The following is a 17,474-nucleotide window of genomic DNA, read 5'->3' as shown; positions in this document are numbered from 1 at the left end:
ACCCTGGTCGAGCTGTTCGGTCTGGCCCGCGAGCTCAACATCGACGCCGAGGGCATCGACATGGGCCCGTCCCCCACGGACGCCGCCCTTGCCGCTGATCTGGTCATGCCGATCGAGGAGCTGGAGCTCACGGTCCGCTCGTACAACTGCCTCAAGCGTGAGGGCGTCCACTCCGTGGGTGAGCTCGTCGCCCGCTCCGAGGCCGATCTCCTGGACATCCGCAACTTCGGTGCGAAGTCCATCGACGAGGTCAAGGCGAAGCTGGCCGGCATGGGCCTGGGCCTCAAGGACAGCCCGCCCGGATTCGACCCGACCGCCGCCGCCATCGGCGCGGACGATAACGCGGACGCGAGTTTCGTGGAGACCGAGCGATACTGAACGCTGCGCTACGCCGGTCATGGAAACACCTCGCGTACGGGGACAGGAGAACCTCCACACTGCCCGCTGGGCGGCCTCGGCCGGGTCCGCGCACAGACCTGGCGAAGGCAGCCGACGACAAAATGGCGTGTCGGGCGGACCTGAGCCTGGGCCACTGCGGGTGTGGCGGTCGGGACGAGGCCGATGACGATGGTGGCGATCAGGACGCGGTGTGCGGATGTCCGGCGCAGCGAAGTGCCTTTCAGACGTGGGCGGTCCGTCACCCGTCGCCGAGCGGACCGGCACCGCTCCGAAGGGAACGCCGCCTCCCGTCTCTTCATGGGGCTGCCCGCCGTGCAGGGAACGGGCGCGCACTAGGCACAACGAAGGTCGGATCAAGGCTCGGCTTCGCGCTGCAGACCATGACAGGTGGAAGCGGTTCGGAACGTACGCCGAGTTCCCCGACTCGCGGCCCGCCTCTACGGCACGGCCAAAGCCCGCTCCTGGGACCGGCTACAACCCAAGCTGACCCACCGCTCCTCCTGGGCAACCGCCGAAGGCACCCTCCCGATCGGCACCAGGCGACGCGAGCGCATCAGCCAGCTCAGCGTTCTTTCCACCACCCACCTGCGCGCCAGCACCGCGAACCCCTCGTGTCATCAGTGCGTTTGACGATCTGAAGGGTGAGGCGGAGCTTCTCGCGGGCCCAGTCGACCAGGCTACCGGCATAGCCACCGTCCGCCCGTACCAGGCGGATGGAGAAGTACATCTTGCGCAGCCGCTCGAGCAGCCGGACGGCGGCGTCGCCGTCCTGCACGCTCGCCCCGGTCACCGCGACGGCCAGGACCAGGCCGAGGCAGTCCACCACCAGGTGCCGCTTGCGGCCGCCCACCTTCTTCCCGCCGTCCCAGCCTGACGTCCAGCGCGGGATGTTCGCAGCCGCCCGCACAGACTGCGAGTCCACGATCGCGGCCGTCGGATCCGGCAAGCGGCCCTCCTTCTGGCGGACCTTGTCGCGCAGCCGGTCGTGGAGCTCGGCGAGCAGACCCGTCACGTGCCAACGGCGGGCGAAAGCATGCACGCGCCGATACGGCGGGAAGTCTGCGGGCAGGTTGGCCCACTTGACGCCGTTGTCCGCCACATAGCGGACCGCGTCGATCATCTGCCTGTGGCAGAAGCCCTCCGGCCGTCCGCCCCGCCCCTCCAACCAGGCCGGAACCGGCAGTACGGCCCGGAGGACCTGCCACTCTGCCTCCGTCATGTCGGAGACATAGCGCGGGATGCGGTCCGGCCGGTCCGCCCCGTTGCCGAACCTGTGCGCGAGGAGGTCACACGACCGGGACTGCGAGTTGGACTCCAGGCATGCGAGCGCGAAAGACTGCGGCAACAGGGCCTCCTGGTGATCGGTTTGGTTCGCACCCCCGAACTACCAAGAGGCCCTGCTCTCATGTGCCGCCTCTCGCGCGATCACCCGATCAGGAACCCTGTTCGACCAGGCCAGCCCCGTGATCGATAAGCGGATGGCGTCTCAACGAATCAACAACACACCAGGCCAGCGACCACCCCGCACACCAACCGCCACCCCTCTGAACACCACCAGGCGAACCGTCTCGTTTGAGAGAACCAGAACACGACCAGCGACCGCTGTGAACAGCCACTCCCATGACAGACCAGACGACCCGACGCTGGCCGGAAAACAGCAGCCACTTGGTCACCTGATGACAGCGGACCAGCTCGGCGGGAGGCGGCGCCCGGGGTGCGGGGCGGGCGGCTGGTCGACGTGCTCGCGACGGGACAGACGCACGAGGTCTACCAGGGCCCTATAGGGACCAGCTGGCTTCCCCACAGAGCCCAGTACTGAGATAGGTTATTCGGGTCATCGGTGAACGTGTAATGCACGTCCGGCAGTGTCGAAGTCGGGTGGCCGGGGGTCGTAAGCGTTGACCAATGCTGGTAAACGCCTTCGCTGTAATACGAGATGCAGTCCACCCAGGTGTAATTGCCCTTCTCAAGCTTAATATCTTGTTCGTTACCCGGGGTGCGGCCGAACATCACGCTCTGCCAGTCATACTCGTAGCGAGCGAGATAGATGGTCCTGGTCATGCACGACTTGGCATTGGTCGCCGGATATGTATCGAAGAGTTGGCTACGCGTGTTCGTCGCCGTTTCGTATGCCGATGCTGAGGGCGCGATGGCCAACACTGCGGCTGAAACGGCTGCGAATATCCCCAGCCCCAACTTTTTGCGCATGGGTTTCCCTCCCCTAATGTGCCGAAGCAGGTATATGCCTGCGGTGAAGCCAGGTTCTACCTACACCGGCAGCCACCCGTCAAACGGGCCTGTCTTATCTATCCCAAATATCGCGTATAAGTATTCTGTAGCCCATTACGCTCGTTTGAGGCCGCGGCGCCGTGTTCTGACCGTGCGCCACGCGGTGCCCGTCTGCAGTCGGCCAGACGTGAGAACGCAGCTTTGTCCGTCGACGCGTTCCCGAGGAGCGATCGCCCCTCGGGAACACCGGGTGCCGAGCGGGGACAGCCGTGCCCCGCGGGAGGCGTGCGCTAGAGCTGGAACCCCAAGTCAGCGCACCCTTCCGCGCGGTTTCAGCGGGCCAGGCGGGAGTTCGGGAGCGGTCAACGGTGCCCCGTCGTACCCCACCACATCACCGAATCGGGAGCCCTTCATCCAGTCCGAACGGGCCTGCGCGATATCCTCGTTCGACCGCCCGATGAAGTTCCACCACATGATCAGCTCTTCCTCGAACGGCTCACCGCCCAAAAGCATGAGGCCCGCGTCCGACGTGGCGCGCAGCGGGAGCTCGGTGCGGCCGCAGCCGAGGTAGAGCATGGAGCCGGGGAGCATCGGTACGCCGTCGACATGGGCCTCGCCCGACATGGCGAGGACGGCGTACTCGAAGTCGGGCTCCAGCGGCAGACGTACGTCCGCGCCGCTCGCGAGAGCCAGGTCGGCGCCGAGGATCGGCGTGTACGTCGTGCCGGGCGAGGCCGCTCCGTCGAGCGAGCCCAGCACCAGCGTGGCCCGCAGGCCGGGGGCGGTGACGACGGGCAGTTCGGCGTGGTGTTCGAAGCGCGGGTCGGTGTGCCGGTGGCTGTCCGGCAGGGCGACCCAGAGCTGCGCGCCGTGCAGCAGGCGGGAGTGCGCGCGGGGGCTCTCCTCGGAGTGACTGATGGCGTGGCCCGAGGTCATGAGGCCGAGTTCACGCGGGCGGATCGTCTGGAGGCTGCCCGTGGAGTCGCGGTGCAGCACCTCGCCTTCGTGCAGCCAGCTGACGGTCTGCAGGCCCATGTGCGGGTGCGGCGGAACCTGCATGCCGGGCTCGTCGGCGATGTCGTCGGGCCCGTAGTGATCGACGAAGCACCACGCGCCGACCATGCGTCGGCCCAGGTTGGGCAGCAGGCGGCGGACTTCGGTGGACTCGCCGAGCTTGACCCGGCGGGGGCTGAGGAGTTCGCGCACCGGCTCGGCCACCACGAACCCGCGGCCACCGCAGGGGGCGGGAACCGCCTCCCGATCAAGATTGCTCATGGCGCCCAACCTAGCCCCGTCGGGGACCTCTCGTCAGGCCATCGATCCGCCCATTGAGGGGCACTTGACTCAGAACCGGCGCGGCGGCCCGGGACACGGCCCCCAGGTCCGTACGCCATCCGGCGGGCCGTTCGAGGAAATAGTAGCCATGGACATAGTAGCCATGTACTGTTTCTTGCATGAGTGCAGCGAAGTCGGTATCCGAGTACGCGACGCCCGGTTTCCTCGTCTGGCGCCTGTCGATGAAATGGCGCGTCGCGGTCGACCGGGCCGTGGGCCCGCTGGGCCTGACGCACGCGCAGTACTCGCTGGTGGCGTCGCTGTACAGCATGAACCGGGACGGGCATCACCCCAGTCAGCGCCGGCTCGCCGACCACACCGGCCTCGAACCGCTCTACGTATCGAAGCTGGCCCGTTCCCTGGAGGCGGCCGGCCTTCTCGACCGCACCCGGGATCCGGCGGACCCCCGCGCGGTGCGCCTGTCCCTCACCGAGGACGGGCGCGCGATCACCCTCCGTGCGATCACCGTGGTCCAGGGCCTGTTGGAGCAGCTCCTCGAACCACTGGGCGGACTCGGCGGCGAGCGCACACGGGCGTTCAGCCGCGAGGTGGCCCTCCTGCTCGACGTACCGCTCGATCCGCACACCGGAGCCGAGCCGCGTTCCGGCGAGGCTTCGCTTCCTTCCGAAGAGGTTTCATCCGAGGAGTAGTCATGACCACCCCTGTTCCCCCCGTCAGCGTTCCCCCCGTCAACGGCCAGGTCATCGGCCTCGCCCACTACGCGACCCGGGCCGCCCTGGGGCGGGCGCTGGCCCGCAGCGGCACCACCTTCGAGCAGTCCGTGGCCCTGCGGGCCGTGTCCGACAACGGCGGGACCGTCGAGCGCGCCCGGCTCGTGGGCCGGCTGACCGGCGGACTGAAGATCGAGGAGTCGGCGGCGCGGCGGACCGTCGAGGAGATGACGGCACGCAGGCTCCTGACGGAGCCGACGCCCGAGCAGGTGTCCCTCACGGACGGCGGCCGGGAGCTGTTCGAGTCGATCCGCACCGCAGGCAACGAGATCGCGGCCCGGGTGTACGCCGGGATCTCGGCCGAGGACCTGGCGACGGCCGGGCGCGTGCTGGCCCTCGTCACCGAGCGGGCCAACGCGGAACTCGCCGGCGCGTGACCACCCCGGGGCAGCCCGTGGCCGCCCCCGAGGCAGCGCGCAGCCGCCCCGAGACGTCCAGGACATACCCTCGACGGTTCGTGGAATATTCAACCAACCAGCGCGGTTGTGGCCCGTCGAAGGAGGTCAGTGGTGGACATGACGTACTACGACCACGGGACGGCCGCGGAGCGCTGGGAGCGGGCGCAGCTGTTCTTCGAGGCCAAGGACTACGCCTCGGCGGCGCGGGTGCTGGGCAGCCTGGTCGAGGAGGTGCCGGAGCAGACCGGACCCCGGATGCTGCTGGCGCGCTCCTACTACCACTCGGCCCAACTGCGCCGCGCCGAAGCCGAGTTGCGCGCGCTCGTGGAGCTCGACCCGGTCGAGCACTACGCCCGGCTGATGCTGGGACGCACGCTGCAGCGCCTCGGCCGGCCCGACGAGGCGGCCTCGCACCTGCGGATCGCGTCCGCGCTCGCGGGCGACTTCGAGCGTGCTTGATCCGATCCGACCCCCGGGCGATCCGGGTTCGGCGCCTCTGCCGGGAAGGCCGGTCACCTCGGTGACCGGCCTTCCCGCGCGTCGGGTGGCCCGGCGGCCCCCGGCGGCGGGTGCGGGCGGAGCCGAAGGGGCCTCACCGCGTGCCGGATCACGCTATCCGGCCGCCGGGGTGCGCCCGCTCCTCCGGTGCGCGATCTCACCGAGGAGCACGTCGACGGCGAGGAACACGGCGAGCGGGATGCCGAGCAGCGGGACGAAGTAGCCGAGGACGGCGACGGCGGCGAGCGCCGGGACCAGGATCTGCGGCGGCACGTGCCGCCAGGCTCCGCGCGGGATCGGCCGGCCGAACGAGGAGGCACGGCCGCGCAGCCACCACATGCGGTAGCCCCACACGATGAGCAGGATCAGCGCGAGCGCGAGCGCCATCAGGGCGATCTGGTTGACCAGGCCGAAGAGCGTCCCGGTGTGGGCGTCGATGCCCCAGCGGGTCAGTTTGGCGAGCAACGGGTAGTCGGCGAAGCGGAGTTCGTCGACGACCTCGCCGCTCGCCGGGTCCACGGCCACCGCGTCCTGCTTCTCGGGCCAGCTGCGCTGGATCTGCTTCACGACGTACGCCGAGGACGCGTCGGCGGGCGGGACGATCTCGACAGGGTCTCCGAGGCCCCTGGCACGGGCGGCCGCGAGGATCCCGTCGAGGCCCCGCGGGGTGTCCCCCTTTCCGGCGCCCGTTCCGGAACCGCTGTGACCCGCGTGGTCGCCGCCGGTCGCCGCCGAGATCGCGGGGGTGGCCTGGTGGAGCGAGGTCCGCAGGGTGTCGATGTTGGCCCCGGCGTACGTCGACCAGGTCAGACCCGTCGCGGAGAGGAAGAGGAATCCGGCGGCCGCCCAGACACCTAGCGTGCCGTGCAGTCCGAGGGTGCGGCGGCGGCCGCTGGTTCCGCGCACCGTGCGCCGGTCCCGGCGGCGGCCGAACCACAGCAGGAGGCCGCCGCCCGCGATCACCCAGAGCCAGCTCGCGGCGAGCTCGCTGTACAGCCGGCCGCTCTCGCCCAGCTGGAGATTGCCGTGCAGCCCGTCGAGCCAGGTGCGCAGCGGCAGTGCCCCGGTGGAACCGTACTGCTCCAGCGAGCCGCGCACCTTCGCGGTGTACGGGTCGACGAACACCGCGAGGGTGTGGTCGGGTTCGACTCCGGGGACGCCGGAGAGCAGGACCCGCGTGGTGGCGTCCGCCTCCGGGGAGGGGCGGACGGCCGAGACCGTGCCCTCGGGGTGGGCTGTGCGGGCCGCCGCGACCTGCTCGGACAGCGGCAGCTTGTGGTCACCGGCCGGGACGGTCAGTTCCTGCGCGTACACGATCTTCTCGGCCTGGAACGAGGCGGCGTACAGCAGGCCGGTCGTGGCGGCCACCAGCAGGAATGGTGCGACGAGCACGCCCGCGTAGAAGTGCAGGCGCAGGATCAGCGGGCGCAGGGCGGACCGGACACTTCGGGCCGGGGCCGGGGCGGGGGCGGCGGGCCGCGGGGACGCGTCCGTCGCCGGGGAGGGAGTGGTGGACATCGGCGGTGTTCTCCGGTCGGGCAGGGGACGGAAGGGGGCCGTGGGCCGGGGAGTTGGGCTCCCGTCGCCGGTGGCGGTCCAGTAGTCGGGGCGCGGTGGCGGCGAGTTCCCGGGCCCACGTGTGGCCTGCGTCACACAAGGAAAGTCGCGGGACTCGCCCTGCGCCGCCTCGATCGGCTCCACAGGGCTTGGCATCCTGGCGCGATGGCATCCGAACCTGACCGCAGCGCCTCGCGCATCACTCTGAGCGACCTGGTCGAGGAACTCCTCGGCCACGAGGGTCCGTTGCCGATCGTCGCGGCCGGTGACCCCGTGCTGCGCCGGGGCGCGGAGCCGTTCGACGGGCAATTGGACCCGGGGCTGCTGGCCCGGTTCGTCGCCGCCCTGCGCGCCACGATGCATGCGGCGCCGGGAGTCGGCCTCGCCGCGCCACAGGTCGGCGTGCCGCTGCGGATCGCCGTCATGGAGGACCCGGCGCCGGTGTCGGACGAGGTACGCGTCGTACGCGGGCGGGTGCCGCAGCCGTTCCGGGTGCTGGTCAATCCGTCGTACGACGGGATCGGTCCGGGGCGGGCCGCGTTCTTCGAGGGCTGCCTGAGCGTTCCGGGCTGGCAGGCCGTCGTGGCCCGGCACGCCGAGGTGCGGCTGACGGCGCTGGACGAGCACGGGCGCGCCGTCGACGAGGTGTTCAGCGGCTGGCCCGCACGCATCGTCCAGCACGAGACGGACCACTTGGACGGCACGCTCTATCTCGACCACGCGGAGCTGCGCTCACTGTCCTCCAACCAGGCGACAGCGGAACTCTGGGCGCAGCCGACGCCGCAGTTGGCAGCCGAGGCGCTTGGCTTCCCCCTGCCGGGCTGACATCCCGGGCGGACACCAGCTCGCCCTCACGCTGCCGGGCCGACAACAGCTCGGCTTCACCGCTGCCGGGCCGGCACCCCGGGTGGGCAACAGCTCGGCTTCACGCTGCCGGGCTGACATCCCGGGCGGACAACAGCTCGGCCTCACGCTGCCGGGCCGACACCCCGGGCGGGCGTCACCGGCCCATCGGCGGAGATAGCCCGGCCACCGCGCGGATCAGATCAACCGGCCCGCTCGGCCCGTCGGACGACCGGCCCGGCAAGCCGCCGGGCCGGGCTGGCGGGCCATCGGGCCGGGCGGGCCATCAAGTCGGCGCCACTGCCGAGCGCCGACCCCCACCCGGCTGCCGGACGACTCGGCCACCGATCACCGGGCCACCGCGCCACCGCGCCACCGCGCCACCGCGCCACCGCGCCACCGCGCCACCGCGCCACCGCGCCACCGGCAGGTATAGCGGCAAGGTCTCCCGGCGAGTGTGCGCCGGGATGCTCGGGCAGGTAAATCGGAGGCGGTCCCGCGTCCGGTCCCGTTAGCCTGGCGGTATGTCTACGCCCCGCGTCTCTTAGCTCAAGGACCCGCTTCCACGCCACCCGTGTGTCCTTGAGCCGATTGACTTCTGGAGCGTTTTCCCATGATCACCGTTCGCGGTGTCGACGTGCGCGTCGGCGCCCGTCTGCTGCTGTCCGGCCTCTCCTTCCACGTCTCCCCCGGCGACCGCATCGGCCTCGTCGGCCGTAACGGCGCCGGCAAGACCACCCTCCTGAGCACCCTCGCGGGGCAGCAGCGTCCCGCCGCCGGGTCCGTCTCCCGTACCGGTGCGGTCGGTTACCTGCCCCAGGACCCGCGCGCGGCGGACCCCGCGGTCACGGTCACCGACCGGATCCTGTCGGCCCGGGGCCTCGACCGTGCCGTACGCGCGCTGCGGTCGGCCGAGACCGAGATGGCCGACGGATCCGAGCGGGCGATGAACGCCTATGCCCGCGCCGAGGCGGAGTTCCAGGCGCGCGGCGGGTACGCGGCCGAGGCCGAGGCGGCGCGGGTCGCCGCGGGCCTCGGGCTGCCCGCCCGGGTGATGGACCAGCCGATCGGGACCCTGTCCGGCGGACAGCGACGCCGGGTCGAGCTGGCCCGCATCCTGTTCGCGGACGACGGCACGCTGCTTCTCGACGAACCGACGAACCATCTGGACGCCGACTCGATCGCCTGGCTGCGCGGGTTCCTGACCGGGCATCAGGCGGGCCTCGTCCTCATCAGCCACGACACCTCGCTGTTGGCCGACGTCGTCAACCGCGTCTTCCACCTGGACCCGCACCGCGCCACGCTCGACGTCCACAACACCGGCTGGACGGCCTACCTCGCCCAGCGCGACGCCGATGAGCGGCGGCGGGCCCGGGAGCGGGCGAACGCCGAACGGAAGGCGGCGGCCCTGCACGCGCAGGCCGACAAGATGCGCGCCCATGTGTCGACGGCCGTGGCGGCGAAGAACATGGCCCGCCGTGCCGACCGCCTGCTCACCGGACTGGAGCCGGTCCGGCAGGCGGAGAAGGTGGCCCGGATCCGACTGCCGGAACCCGCCCCGTGCGGACGGATGCCGCTCGGCGCGGTGGCCCTGGCCAAGTCGTACGGCGATCTGCGCGTCCTTCGCGGCGTCGACCTCGCCGTCGACCGGGGCTCCCGCCTGGTGATCCTCGGCCGGAACGGCTCGGGCAAGACCACACTGCTCCGTCTGCTAGCCGGTCACGACAGCCCGGACAGCGGGCGGGTGGTACGCGGGCACGGGCTGCGCCTCGGCTACTTCGCGCAGGAGCACGACACGCTCGACCCCGCCGACACGGTCCGCGGCCAACTGGCCGCCGCCGCGCCGCATCTCACCGACGGCGAGGTACGGCGGGTGCTCGGCTCGTTCCTGTTCACGGGCGACGACGCCGACAAGCGGGTCGGGGTGCTCTCGGGCGGCGAGAAGACCCCAGGCTCGCCCTGGCGGGGCTCGTCCACTCCGGCGCGAACGTGCTCCTCCTGGACGAGCCCACAAACAACCTCGACCCGGCCTCCCGCGCCGAGGTCCTGGCCGCGGTGGCCACGTATCCGGGCGCGCTCGTCATGGTCACCCACGACGGGGGAGCCATCGACGCCCTGCGCCCGGACCGGGTGCTGCTGCTCCCGGACGCGGACGAGGACCTGTGGAGCGAGGAGTACCGGGAGCTGGTGTGGCGCACTGATCGGTGACCTGGTTGGCGACTACGTCCTCACCACCGGCGGCCACATCGCGTAGGAGGTTCGACTCTAAGGACTGTCTGTTCTTCTTCCAGTCCCCGCGGGGCGAGAACCCTGCCCTGCTTCGTCGGCTTGCCCAGCATGAGTGACCGGCCAGTGCCCCGGATGTGGCACTGGCCAGTGACGCCCGGTGCCGGCGTGACCAGCTGCCGTGCGTTGAGCTCAGCCGATGCCGGTGACCTGGAGGGCGGTGGTCCAATTGGTCTTGATGGCGCTGCGCGCGGCGGACAGGGTGATGGTGCCGTTGCAGACGGCGTTCTTGAGTTTGGTCTCGGTGCCGTCCTTGGTGTAGGCGGTCTTTGTCCCGGAGTACGGCTCCGGCCACAGGTTGCCCGGGTCGCGGGGGGACCCGCCGAGTTCCAGGGGCACGAGGTGGTCCTCCTCGTAGGACGACATGCTGGTGTCGGCGTAGCCGTAGTCGATGATGCCCTGGGCCTTGAGCGGGTTGGTGTAGGAGGTGGGCGGGCGGACGGTGGAGGTCCAGCCGGACACGCAGATGGTGCTGCCGATGGTGGACTGGGTGACATCCGGGTTGTAGGCGCCGGGGGTGCAGCTGGAGTCGGGCAGTGGCAGGTACGCGTGGGAGCAGGTGCTGGCGTTGGCCGTGCCGGCGCTGACGCCGACGATGAGGCCGCTGAGGGTGAGCGCGAGGACGGAGCCGCCGACGGCGGATATTCGGGTGATGGAACGCATGGGGTCTCCCGGGAGGACTGACCCGGCGACGATCGTCGGAGTCGTGTCCATGACATCCCATGGCGCGCTACGCGGGTAGATGCTGAATGGTGAATTCGCTGTAATCGAACGGTTTCTGAAGGGTCAACACACCGTTCGGGCCCGTGCTGGGCGCGCTGTGCCGTCCAACGGTGCGGCGGGCTGCGTCCGACGGCGGCCGGCAGCGCGTGACTGCCGCCATCCGCGTTGGCTGAGGGAACCTCAGTGCCGGCGACGTCGACGGCCACTTCCGCATCCCGCTGCCGCCGGGCGCCGATATCTTCCGCCCGGACAATCTCACCGGAGCAGTTGTCCTGATCGCCCGGCCGGTGTCTGTCACCGTCCAGGAGCGACTGTTCACCACGGTCGCCATCCCCTTCGGTTCGGGCATCCGCTGACACCCTCCGCCCGCCCTTGGGCGCGGCAAGTGGTCGGCCGGGGAGTGCCCGCACGCGTGGTGGCGGTCTGGCCCGAGGGGCCGTCGCCAACTCGGTGGCGGCCACGTCCCGATCATGGTCCTCCGGCCGGAAGGAGACCTGGCGCGGAGCCGCCCCGGCAAGTTCGCCGGGGCGGCTGTTGCGATCGGGGTCTGTCGATCAGGGGCTGTCCTCGCCGCCCCCGGTGCCGCCGTTGGCCAGCCATTGCGCGTAGGCGATGGCGGCCAGGCGGGCCGAGAAGACGTTGTCACGTGCGGTGGCGGTCGTGACGGCGACGGTGCCGGTGGCCGCGGTGAGACCTGAAGTCGGCGTGTACATCGCCTCGTTGAAGACCGACCCGCTGGGGGCCGAGGCGACGGCGAACACCGGGTGTGCCGTTCCGCCGGAGAAGGACGTCGAGATGTAGTCGCCGACCATGGTGCCCTGCGTGGTGCTCGCCAGCCAGGAGTGGGTCATCGGACCGGCCAGCTGGGTCGGCGCCGTCCAGGTGCTGCCGGCGTTGGTCGAGGAGACATACCCGACGTCCAACTGGCAGGTGGCAGCAGTGCAGTTGGCGACCGGGTGGTAGTAGTACGTCAGCGCCAGGTGCGCGGTGCTGCCCGAGGTGGCCGGGTCGACGGCGAGGCCGGGGATGAAGTGGTCGACGGTGCTGGTCGTCGCGTCGATCGGGATGCGGGTCACCGACGACCAGGTGGTGCCGTTGGTGGTCGTCGCCAACACGATGTCGTTGGATGTGCAGGAGCCCCCGCTGGCGCGGAAGCGGCAGTCCTGCCAGACGACATACACGTTGCCGGCGGCGTCGATCTCGGCGGAGGGCAGCGGCCCGCTGCGCAGGCTTCCGTGCACGGTGAACGTACTGACGGTGGCCACGGTGGTGGCGTTGGTCCAGGAGCTGCCGCCGTTGGTGGAGGTGAAGGCGCGGATCGCGGTCTCCGAGGCGTTGGCGATCGGGACAACCACGGTGCCGTTGGGCTGGACAACGGGCTGTCCGCCCAGACCGGTCGCGTTGTTGCCGGTGTTCTTCGAGGCACCCCAGGTGAGTCCTCCGTCGGAGGAGGTGGTCATCTTGATGCGGTCACCGTCGCCGTTGTTGTCGTACTCGGTGTAGCAGTTGCCGTAGAAGGCGCTCGTGGCGGTGTTGTCGCAGACGATCCAGTTCTTGTCGAGGCTCGAACCGGTCGCGGTGACCACGGGGTTGCTCCAGGTCAGTCCGCCGTCGGTCGAGCGGCTCGTGTAGACGTCGGGCACGGTGACGGACGAGGTGATGGGGATGGTGGAGATCAGCCAGGCGTTGTGCTTGGCGTCGTAGGTCACCGACGCGTCGCTGACCCTCTGGAAGGTGCCGCCCGCCTGTGTGGTGATCCCCGGCAGGAAGCCCTTGGTCCAGGTGGCGCCGCCGTTGGTCGAGGTGGCGAAGCCGACGTTGGAGGCGCCGCCGTCGTTGAACCGGCCGACCTGGAAGGCGGAGACGATCGTCGAGCCGTAGGAGAACGTGTCCGGCTCGACCTCGGTGGCGTGCTGGCTGGTGGAGTTGGTGTAGGGATCGGTGCTGATCCGGGTGAGGGCGGGCGCGGCGCCGGCGGTGGTCGTCGACAGGGCCAGCGCGCCGGCCGCGAGGGCCACCGTCACCAGCCCGGGTCTCGCCAGGCGCTGGAGCAGGGATGCCAGGGACATGATCCGTTCCCTTTCACAGAAGGGGCACGTCCGGCATCGGTGCGTCGTGAAGTGGGGTCGGGAGCATGCCTCGTACACGTCCGCACCGTGAGGGCGGGCGGAGCCCGGCCGAACCGAACATCGTGCAGGACGTGCTGAGGGACGTCGACACTCTGCTGCGCAAGCATGGCCATGTCAACATTTTTCGTTTCAACACCGCCTGAACCAAAGGGAATTGACGTCCCCTTGACCCCTTTGAAACGGATGCATGCAGGCCGGAGCACGCCACCCCGTCAGGAGGGTGCCGTGCGGGAGCCTCTAGATCCGCAGGAGCTGCAACTCGGAAAGATCGGGTGGTGCGCGGCCGTCCACCGGCCCGGGAGCCGGGCCGCCGCCGACGGCTGCCGCAGGTTCGACACGGGCAGCCATGCCGGGCATCAGAGCGGGCGGAACGTACGCGGTGGACGTACCGCCCGCCGCGCATGTCCCGCCGGTGTGGTCCATGACCATGCCGCTGTCACGGCGTCGGACAGATGCTGGCAGTCCGCACCGGCAACGTGGACGGGCGCGGGGCGTCCAAGGAGCTCTGCCGACATCATGACGTCGTGCCGGCCCGCAGCCGGCATACCGGCGCGCGACAGGGCATGCGTGCCCAGCGCCCCCGCAACCAGGGCCAGGACCAGGACCAGCCACATCCAGCGCACAGAACTCGCCCCGGAGTCGGTGCGAGCACTGGAGAGATCATGGGCTCATCGTATGGATCTTCCTCCATCCCGGCAGCCGAACACTCCGCCGAATGCCTCATCCCACATCGTCGTTCTCCAACTGACCGATGAAGCCCCTCGTCTGTGTCGCCAGAGGCACTTGCGGGTCCTGGACAACAGGCCAAAGAACCATCGAAGGATCGTTGGAGCACGCGTGACCGGCGCCGGACGGCCTTCTCGTCGCGATGGTCGTCCTTTCGGCCCGCCGTGGTCGCTGCCTGCCGACGTGCCAAGCAGAGTGGGAAAGGTCTGCGGCCCGACTGAAGGAGTGCGGGCTGCCGGAAGCGAGGAGTGAGCAGCGTATGACCACCCACGAAGTTATGGCGGACCACTTCCCCAACATCGAAGAGGCCCAGATCGCCGCATCGAGCTGGGCGCCTGCCCAGATCATCGACAGCGAGGAAGTCGGTCTGCGCCTGAGCCGGATGATGGCGGCGGAACTGCCCGCCGCGCCGACCGGGTTCTTTCCCGTGGCACCCCCGCCCGGCTCTTTCGTGTCTTCCGGGTCAGCGGGTGTCGGAGAAGCCGCGCCGTCCATGCCGACGGCGATGCCGGTGGAGCAACTCCGATCCCTGGTCACCCGGCTGGTGCGGGCATCGCAGCGGGTCCGCAAGGACCACCGGCAGTTGACCAACGCCGAGCGGGACCTGTTCAACGAGGCACTGGAACAGGCCCATAGCACTCCGGAGTACAAGGAACTCGTGGCCGCCCACAAAGACATGAGCCATCGCCACCACGGAACGATGCCGGGGATGCCGGCCGTCGCCATCCAACGCTTCCTGCCCTGGCACCGTGCTTACGACCTCAAGCTCGAGGATCTGCTGCGCACCATCAAACCGACCGTCACGATGCCCTACTGGGACTACGCCAACGACCACGCCCGCCCCGACTGGGTGTGGCAACCCTCAGGCGTGGAACGTCCGACGCCTGGTACCAGGCCGGACGGACACCCGACGGCGGCCCTTCCGACCCAGTCGACCATCGATGGCCTCCTGCAACGTCCCACCTTCACGGCTTTCACATACGGCAGGCTGATGGGCGGCAGCGTCAGAATCGACGGCCTGGAAATGACCGCCCACAACAACGTGCACGACTGGTGTCAGGGGACCCTGGGGAACCCGATGACGGCGGCGGAGGACCCGATCTTCTTCCTGCTGCACGCCAACGTCGACCGAATCTGGGACCACTGGCAGCTGACGCACAGCGGCGGCCCCAACGTCACCGGCGCCGACGCCGGACTGGATCCCTGGTGGACGCAGGCTGCCGGCGGGCTGACGGCCGACAACGTCAAGGACATCACGGTCCTGGGCTATTCGTACCAGTAGCTGTCGTCGGGGGCGGAAGTTCGCGACCACCGCCGGGACAGCCCAGTCACCGTCCGGACAAGCCCGGGCCGAAAGCCGGAGTGAGGGCGTCCACGACTTGACCGGGCACGGTGCCGCAGTCGTCGTGTTCTTCGCCGGCGAGGCTCATCGCGTGCAGGCGCCCAACACCTGTCCCGGTCAATCACGCGGCCCGCGTGCCCCCGGCCTGCCGACCGGACCACGCGGCCCGCGTGGTCCGGGACGTACCGCGCCGGGGCGACGCGGCGCACGCCGGCCCCGGTGTCCCGCTCGGGGTCACGCGCCGCGACGGGCCCGGCGTGCCGCGCACCGCGTCACGCGTCCCGGTACGCCTCCAGGAGCCTCAGCCACACCTCGCTGACCGTCGGGTAGGACGGGACGGCGTGCCACAGGCGCTCGATCGGCACCTGTCCGACGACGGCGACGGTGGCGGAGTGGATGAGTTCCCCGACGCCGGGGCCGACCAGGGTGAGACCGAGGACGATCTCGCGGTCGAGGTCGACGACCATACGGGCCCTGCCGCGGTAGCCGTCCGCGTACAGGCCGGCGCCGGCCACCGAGGCCATGTCGACGTCCACCCCCCGGACCCGGTGGCCGGCCTGCTCCGCCTCCGCGAGGGAGAGGCCCACGGCCGCCGCCTCCGGGTCGGTGAAGACGCACTGCGGTACGGCCGCGTGGTCGGCGGTCGCGGCGTGCGCGCCCCAGGGGTCCGTCTCCAGCAGCGGCACCCCCGCGGCACGGGCGGCGATGGCGGCACCCGCGATCCTGGCCTGGTACTTGCCCTGATGGGTGAGCAGGGCACGGTGGTTGACGTCGCCGACCGCGTACAGCCACTCGCTGCCGATGACCCGGAGGCTGTCGTCGACCTCGATCCACCTGCCCGGCTCCAGGCCGACCGTGTCGAGGCCCAGGTCGTCCGTGCGGGGCGCGCGGCCGGTGGCGAAAAGGATCTCGTCGGCCTCGATGCGGTCACCGGTGTCCGTGAGGGCGACCACGGTCGAGCCCTCGCGCGAGACCGCGGTCACCGAGGTCCCGGTGCGGACGTCCGCGCCCGCCTCGGTCAGCGCCTCGGCGACCAGCTCTCCGGCGAAGGGCTCCATGCGGGGCAGCAGGCCCTTGCCGCGGACCAGCAGAGTGACCTGGGAGCCGAGGGCCTGCCAGGCCGTGGCCATCTCGGCGGCGACCACACCGCCGCCCACCACGATCAGCCGTCCGGGCACGGCGTGCGCGCTGGTGGCGTCGCGGCTCGTCCACGGCTTGACCTGGGCGAGCCCCGGCAGATCGGGGAGCAGGGCGCGGGTGCCGGTACAGACGGCGACCGCGTGCCGGGCGGTGAGCACATGGCGCTCGCCGTCGGGCCCGTCGACCGTCACGGTGCGCGATCCGGCGAGCCTGCCGTGTCCGCGGTAGAAGTCGGCTCCGATACCGTCCAGCCAACTGAGCTGGCCGTCGTCCTTCCAGTCCGAGGTGAAGTAGTCGCGGTGGGCGAGCACCGCGGGGGCGTCGAGCGGACCCTGCACGGCCTGGGCGAGGCCGGGTACCCGGCGGGCGTCGGCGCGGGCGATGGCCGGGCGCAGGAGTGCCTTGCTGGGCATGCACGCCCAGTACGAGCACTCGCCGCCGACCAGTTCGCTCTCCACGACCGCGGTGGAGAGGCCGGCGGCGCGGGCGCGGTCGGCGACGTTCTCCCCCACGGGTCCGGCACCGAGCACGACGACGTCGTAGGCGATGGATTCCGTTTCCGTCATGGGGCCAGTCTGGTTGTTGGTGTGCGCCATGGCCACACGGGTACGGGCGCGGAATACGCCCCCGGTGGGTGGCGTTGTCGAAACCGGCATGACCCGGACGTTAGGAAGAGGGAAAAGGAATGAGCAGCACCGTTGAGCTCACCAAGGAGAACTTCGACCAGACGGTCACGGACAACGAGTTCGTCCTGATCGACTTCTGGGCGTCCTGGTGCGGGCCGTGCCGTCAGTTCGCCCCGGTCTACGAGAAGGCCGCCGAGGCCAACCCGGACCTGGTCTTCGCCAAGGTCGACACGGAGGCGCAGCCCGAGCTCGCGGCCGCGTTCGACATCCAGTCGATTCCGACCCTGATGATCGTGCGCGACCAGGTCGCGATCTTCGCCCAGCCCGGGGCGCTGCCCGCCGCCGCGCTGGACGACGTCATCGGGCAGGCCCGGAAGCTGGACATGGACGAGGTCCGCAAGTCGGTCGCGGCCCAGCAGGCCGAGGGCGCCGAGCAGGCCGACAGCACCGAGTAGCCCGGACGACGTACGCCCGGGCCCGGGGCCGGGTGCGGAGCCGCCCGGGGCGGGGCG

At 70.5% G+C, this 17,474-nt stretch carries 16 protein-coding genes and 1 pseudogene; 9 read left to right on the top strand and 8 right to left on the bottom strand.

All coding sequences use genetic code 11. The features are described 5' to 3' along the window. Positions 1 to 378, top strand: a 378-nt coding sequence (locus ACZ4N5_RS25650; RefSeq protein WP_467759404.1) for a DNA-directed RNA polymerase subunit alpha C-terminal domain-containing protein, incomplete at its 5' end; no start/stop codon positions are given. A gap of 583 nt (positions 379 to 961) precedes the next feature. On the opposite strand, the gene ACZ4N5_RS25645 is transcribed toward ACZ4N5_RS25650, so the two are convergent. From ACZ4N5_RS25645 to ACZ4N5_RS25635, 3 genes are all read right to left on the bottom strand, one after another. Next, the gene (locus ACZ4N5_RS25645; protein ID WP_467759403.1) at positions 962 to 1,744 is read right to left on the bottom strand and encodes an IS5 family transposase; all 783 of its coding nucleotides are present in this window, start codon (positions 1,742 to 1,744) and stop codon (positions 962 to 964) included. A 422-nt stretch (positions 1,745 to 2,166) separates the two neighbouring features. Then, entirely contained in the window at positions 2,167 to 2,607 is a 441-nt protein-coding gene (locus ACZ4N5_RS25640; RefSeq protein ID WP_467759402.1) for a hypothetical protein, read from the bottom strand. 330 nt (positions 2,608 to 2,937) lie between these two features. After that, positions 2,938 to 3,903, bottom strand: a complete 966-nt coding sequence (locus ACZ4N5_RS25635) for a pirin family protein (RefSeq protein ID WP_467759401.1) — start codon at positions 3,901 to 3,903, stop codon at positions 2,938 to 2,940. Positions 3,904 to 4,082: 179 nt separating this feature from the next. On the opposite strand from ACZ4N5_RS25635, the gene ACZ4N5_RS25630 reads away from it, so the two are divergent. The 3 genes from ACZ4N5_RS25630 to ACZ4N5_RS25620 all read left to right on the top strand — a co-directional run bounded on the left by ACZ4N5_RS25630 (position 4,083) and on the right by ACZ4N5_RS25620 (position 5,551). After that, positions 4,083 to 4,613, top strand: coding sequence for a MarR family winged helix-turn-helix transcriptional regulator (locus ACZ4N5_RS25630; RefSeq protein ID WP_467759400.1), 531 nt, complete (start codon positions 4,083 to 4,085; stop codon positions 4,611 to 4,613). A 2-nt stretch (positions 4,614 to 4,615) separates the two neighbouring features. Then, positions 4,616 to 5,071: a MarR family transcriptional regulator gene (locus ACZ4N5_RS25625; protein ID WP_467759399.1), complete on the top strand. Its 456-nt coding sequence runs from the start codon at positions 4,616 to 4,618 to the stop codon at positions 5,069 to 5,071. Positions 5,072 to 5,203: 132 nt separating this feature from the next. Further along, on the top strand, positions 5,204 to 5,551 hold the full coding sequence (locus ACZ4N5_RS25620; protein WP_467759398.1) for a tetratricopeptide repeat protein: 348 nt from the start codon (positions 5,204 to 5,206) through the stop codon (positions 5,549 to 5,551). 153 nt (positions 5,552 to 5,704) lie between these two features. On the opposite strand, the gene ACZ4N5_RS25615 is transcribed toward ACZ4N5_RS25620, so the two are convergent. Continuing rightward, positions 5,705 to 7,108, bottom strand: coding sequence for a PepSY-associated TM helix domain-containing protein (locus tag ACZ4N5_RS25615; protein ID WP_467759397.1), 1,404 nt, complete (start codon positions 7,106 to 7,108; stop codon positions 5,705 to 5,707). Positions 7,109 to 7,312: 204 nt separating this feature from the next. Here ACZ4N5_RS25615 and ACZ4N5_RS25610 point away from each other — a divergent pair, with 204 nt between their 5' ends. Beyond that, on the top strand, positions 7,313 to 7,972 hold the full coding sequence (locus tag ACZ4N5_RS25610; RefSeq protein ID WP_467759396.1) for a peptide deformylase: 660 nt from the start codon (positions 7,313 to 7,315) through the stop codon (positions 7,970 to 7,972). Positions 7,973 to 8,603: 631 nt separating this feature from the next. Beyond that, positions 8,604 to 10,198 (top strand): annotated as a pseudogene (locus ACZ4N5_RS25605) (ABC-F family ATP-binding cassette domain-containing protein). 210 nt (positions 10,199 to 10,408) lie between these two features. Here the strand turns inward: ACZ4N5_RS25605 and ACZ4N5_RS25600 are convergent. Both ACZ4N5_RS25600 and ACZ4N5_RS25595 read right to left on the bottom strand, forming a co-directional pair. Then, positions 10,409 to 10,939 (bottom strand): hypothetical protein, encoded by a 531-nt coding sequence (locus ACZ4N5_RS25600; protein WP_401336884.1) that lies wholly within the window; start codon positions 10,937 to 10,939, stop codon positions 10,409 to 10,411. Positions 10,940 to 11,553: 614 nt separating this feature from the next. Next, positions 11,554 to 13,068: a sialidase family protein gene (locus tag ACZ4N5_RS25595; RefSeq protein ID WP_467759395.1), complete on the bottom strand. Its 1,515-nt coding sequence runs from the start codon at positions 13,066 to 13,068 to the stop codon at positions 11,554 to 11,556. Between the two features lie 65 nt (positions 13,069 to 13,133). On the opposite strand from ACZ4N5_RS25595, the gene ACZ4N5_RS25590 reads away from it, so the two are divergent. Continuing rightward, a complete protein-coding gene (locus tag ACZ4N5_RS25590) occupies positions 13,134 to 13,271 on the top strand; it encodes a hypothetical protein (protein WP_467759394.1) in 138 nt (45 codons plus the stop codon). 94 nt (positions 13,272 to 13,365) lie between these two features. On the opposite strand, the gene ACZ4N5_RS25585 is transcribed toward ACZ4N5_RS25590, so the two are convergent. Next, a complete protein-coding gene (locus ACZ4N5_RS25585; protein WP_467759393.1) occupies positions 13,366 to 13,740 on the bottom strand; it encodes a DUF6153 family protein in 375 nt (124 codons plus the stop codon). 373 nt (positions 13,741 to 14,113) lie between these two features. Here ACZ4N5_RS25585 and ACZ4N5_RS25580 point away from each other — a divergent pair, with 373 nt between their 5' ends. Then, the gene (locus ACZ4N5_RS25580; RefSeq protein WP_467759392.1) at positions 14,114 to 15,136 is read left to right on the top strand and encodes a tyrosinase family protein; all 1,023 of its coding nucleotides are present in this window, start codon (positions 14,114 to 14,116) and stop codon (positions 15,134 to 15,136) included. Between the two features lie 332 nt (positions 15,137 to 15,468). Here ACZ4N5_RS25580 and ACZ4N5_RS25575 read toward each other — a convergent pair whose 3' ends face one another. Further along, positions 15,469 to 16,902, bottom strand: coding sequence for a dihydrolipoyl dehydrogenase family protein (locus ACZ4N5_RS25575; RefSeq protein WP_467759391.1), 1,434 nt, complete (start codon positions 16,900 to 16,902; stop codon positions 15,469 to 15,471). Between the two features lie 119 nt (positions 16,903 to 17,021). Here ACZ4N5_RS25575 and trxA point away from each other — a divergent pair, with 119 nt between their 5' ends. Then, a complete protein-coding gene (trxA, locus tag ACZ4N5_RS25570) occupies positions 17,022 to 17,417 on the top strand; it encodes a thioredoxin (RefSeq protein ID WP_467759390.1) in 396 nt (131 codons plus the stop codon). Positions 17,418 to 17,474 lie beyond the last annotated feature (57 nt).

The organism is Streptomyces sp. NPDC026500 (genome assembly GCF_055567635.1).
This window is presented reverse-complemented; position numbering and strand designations above follow the sequence as displayed.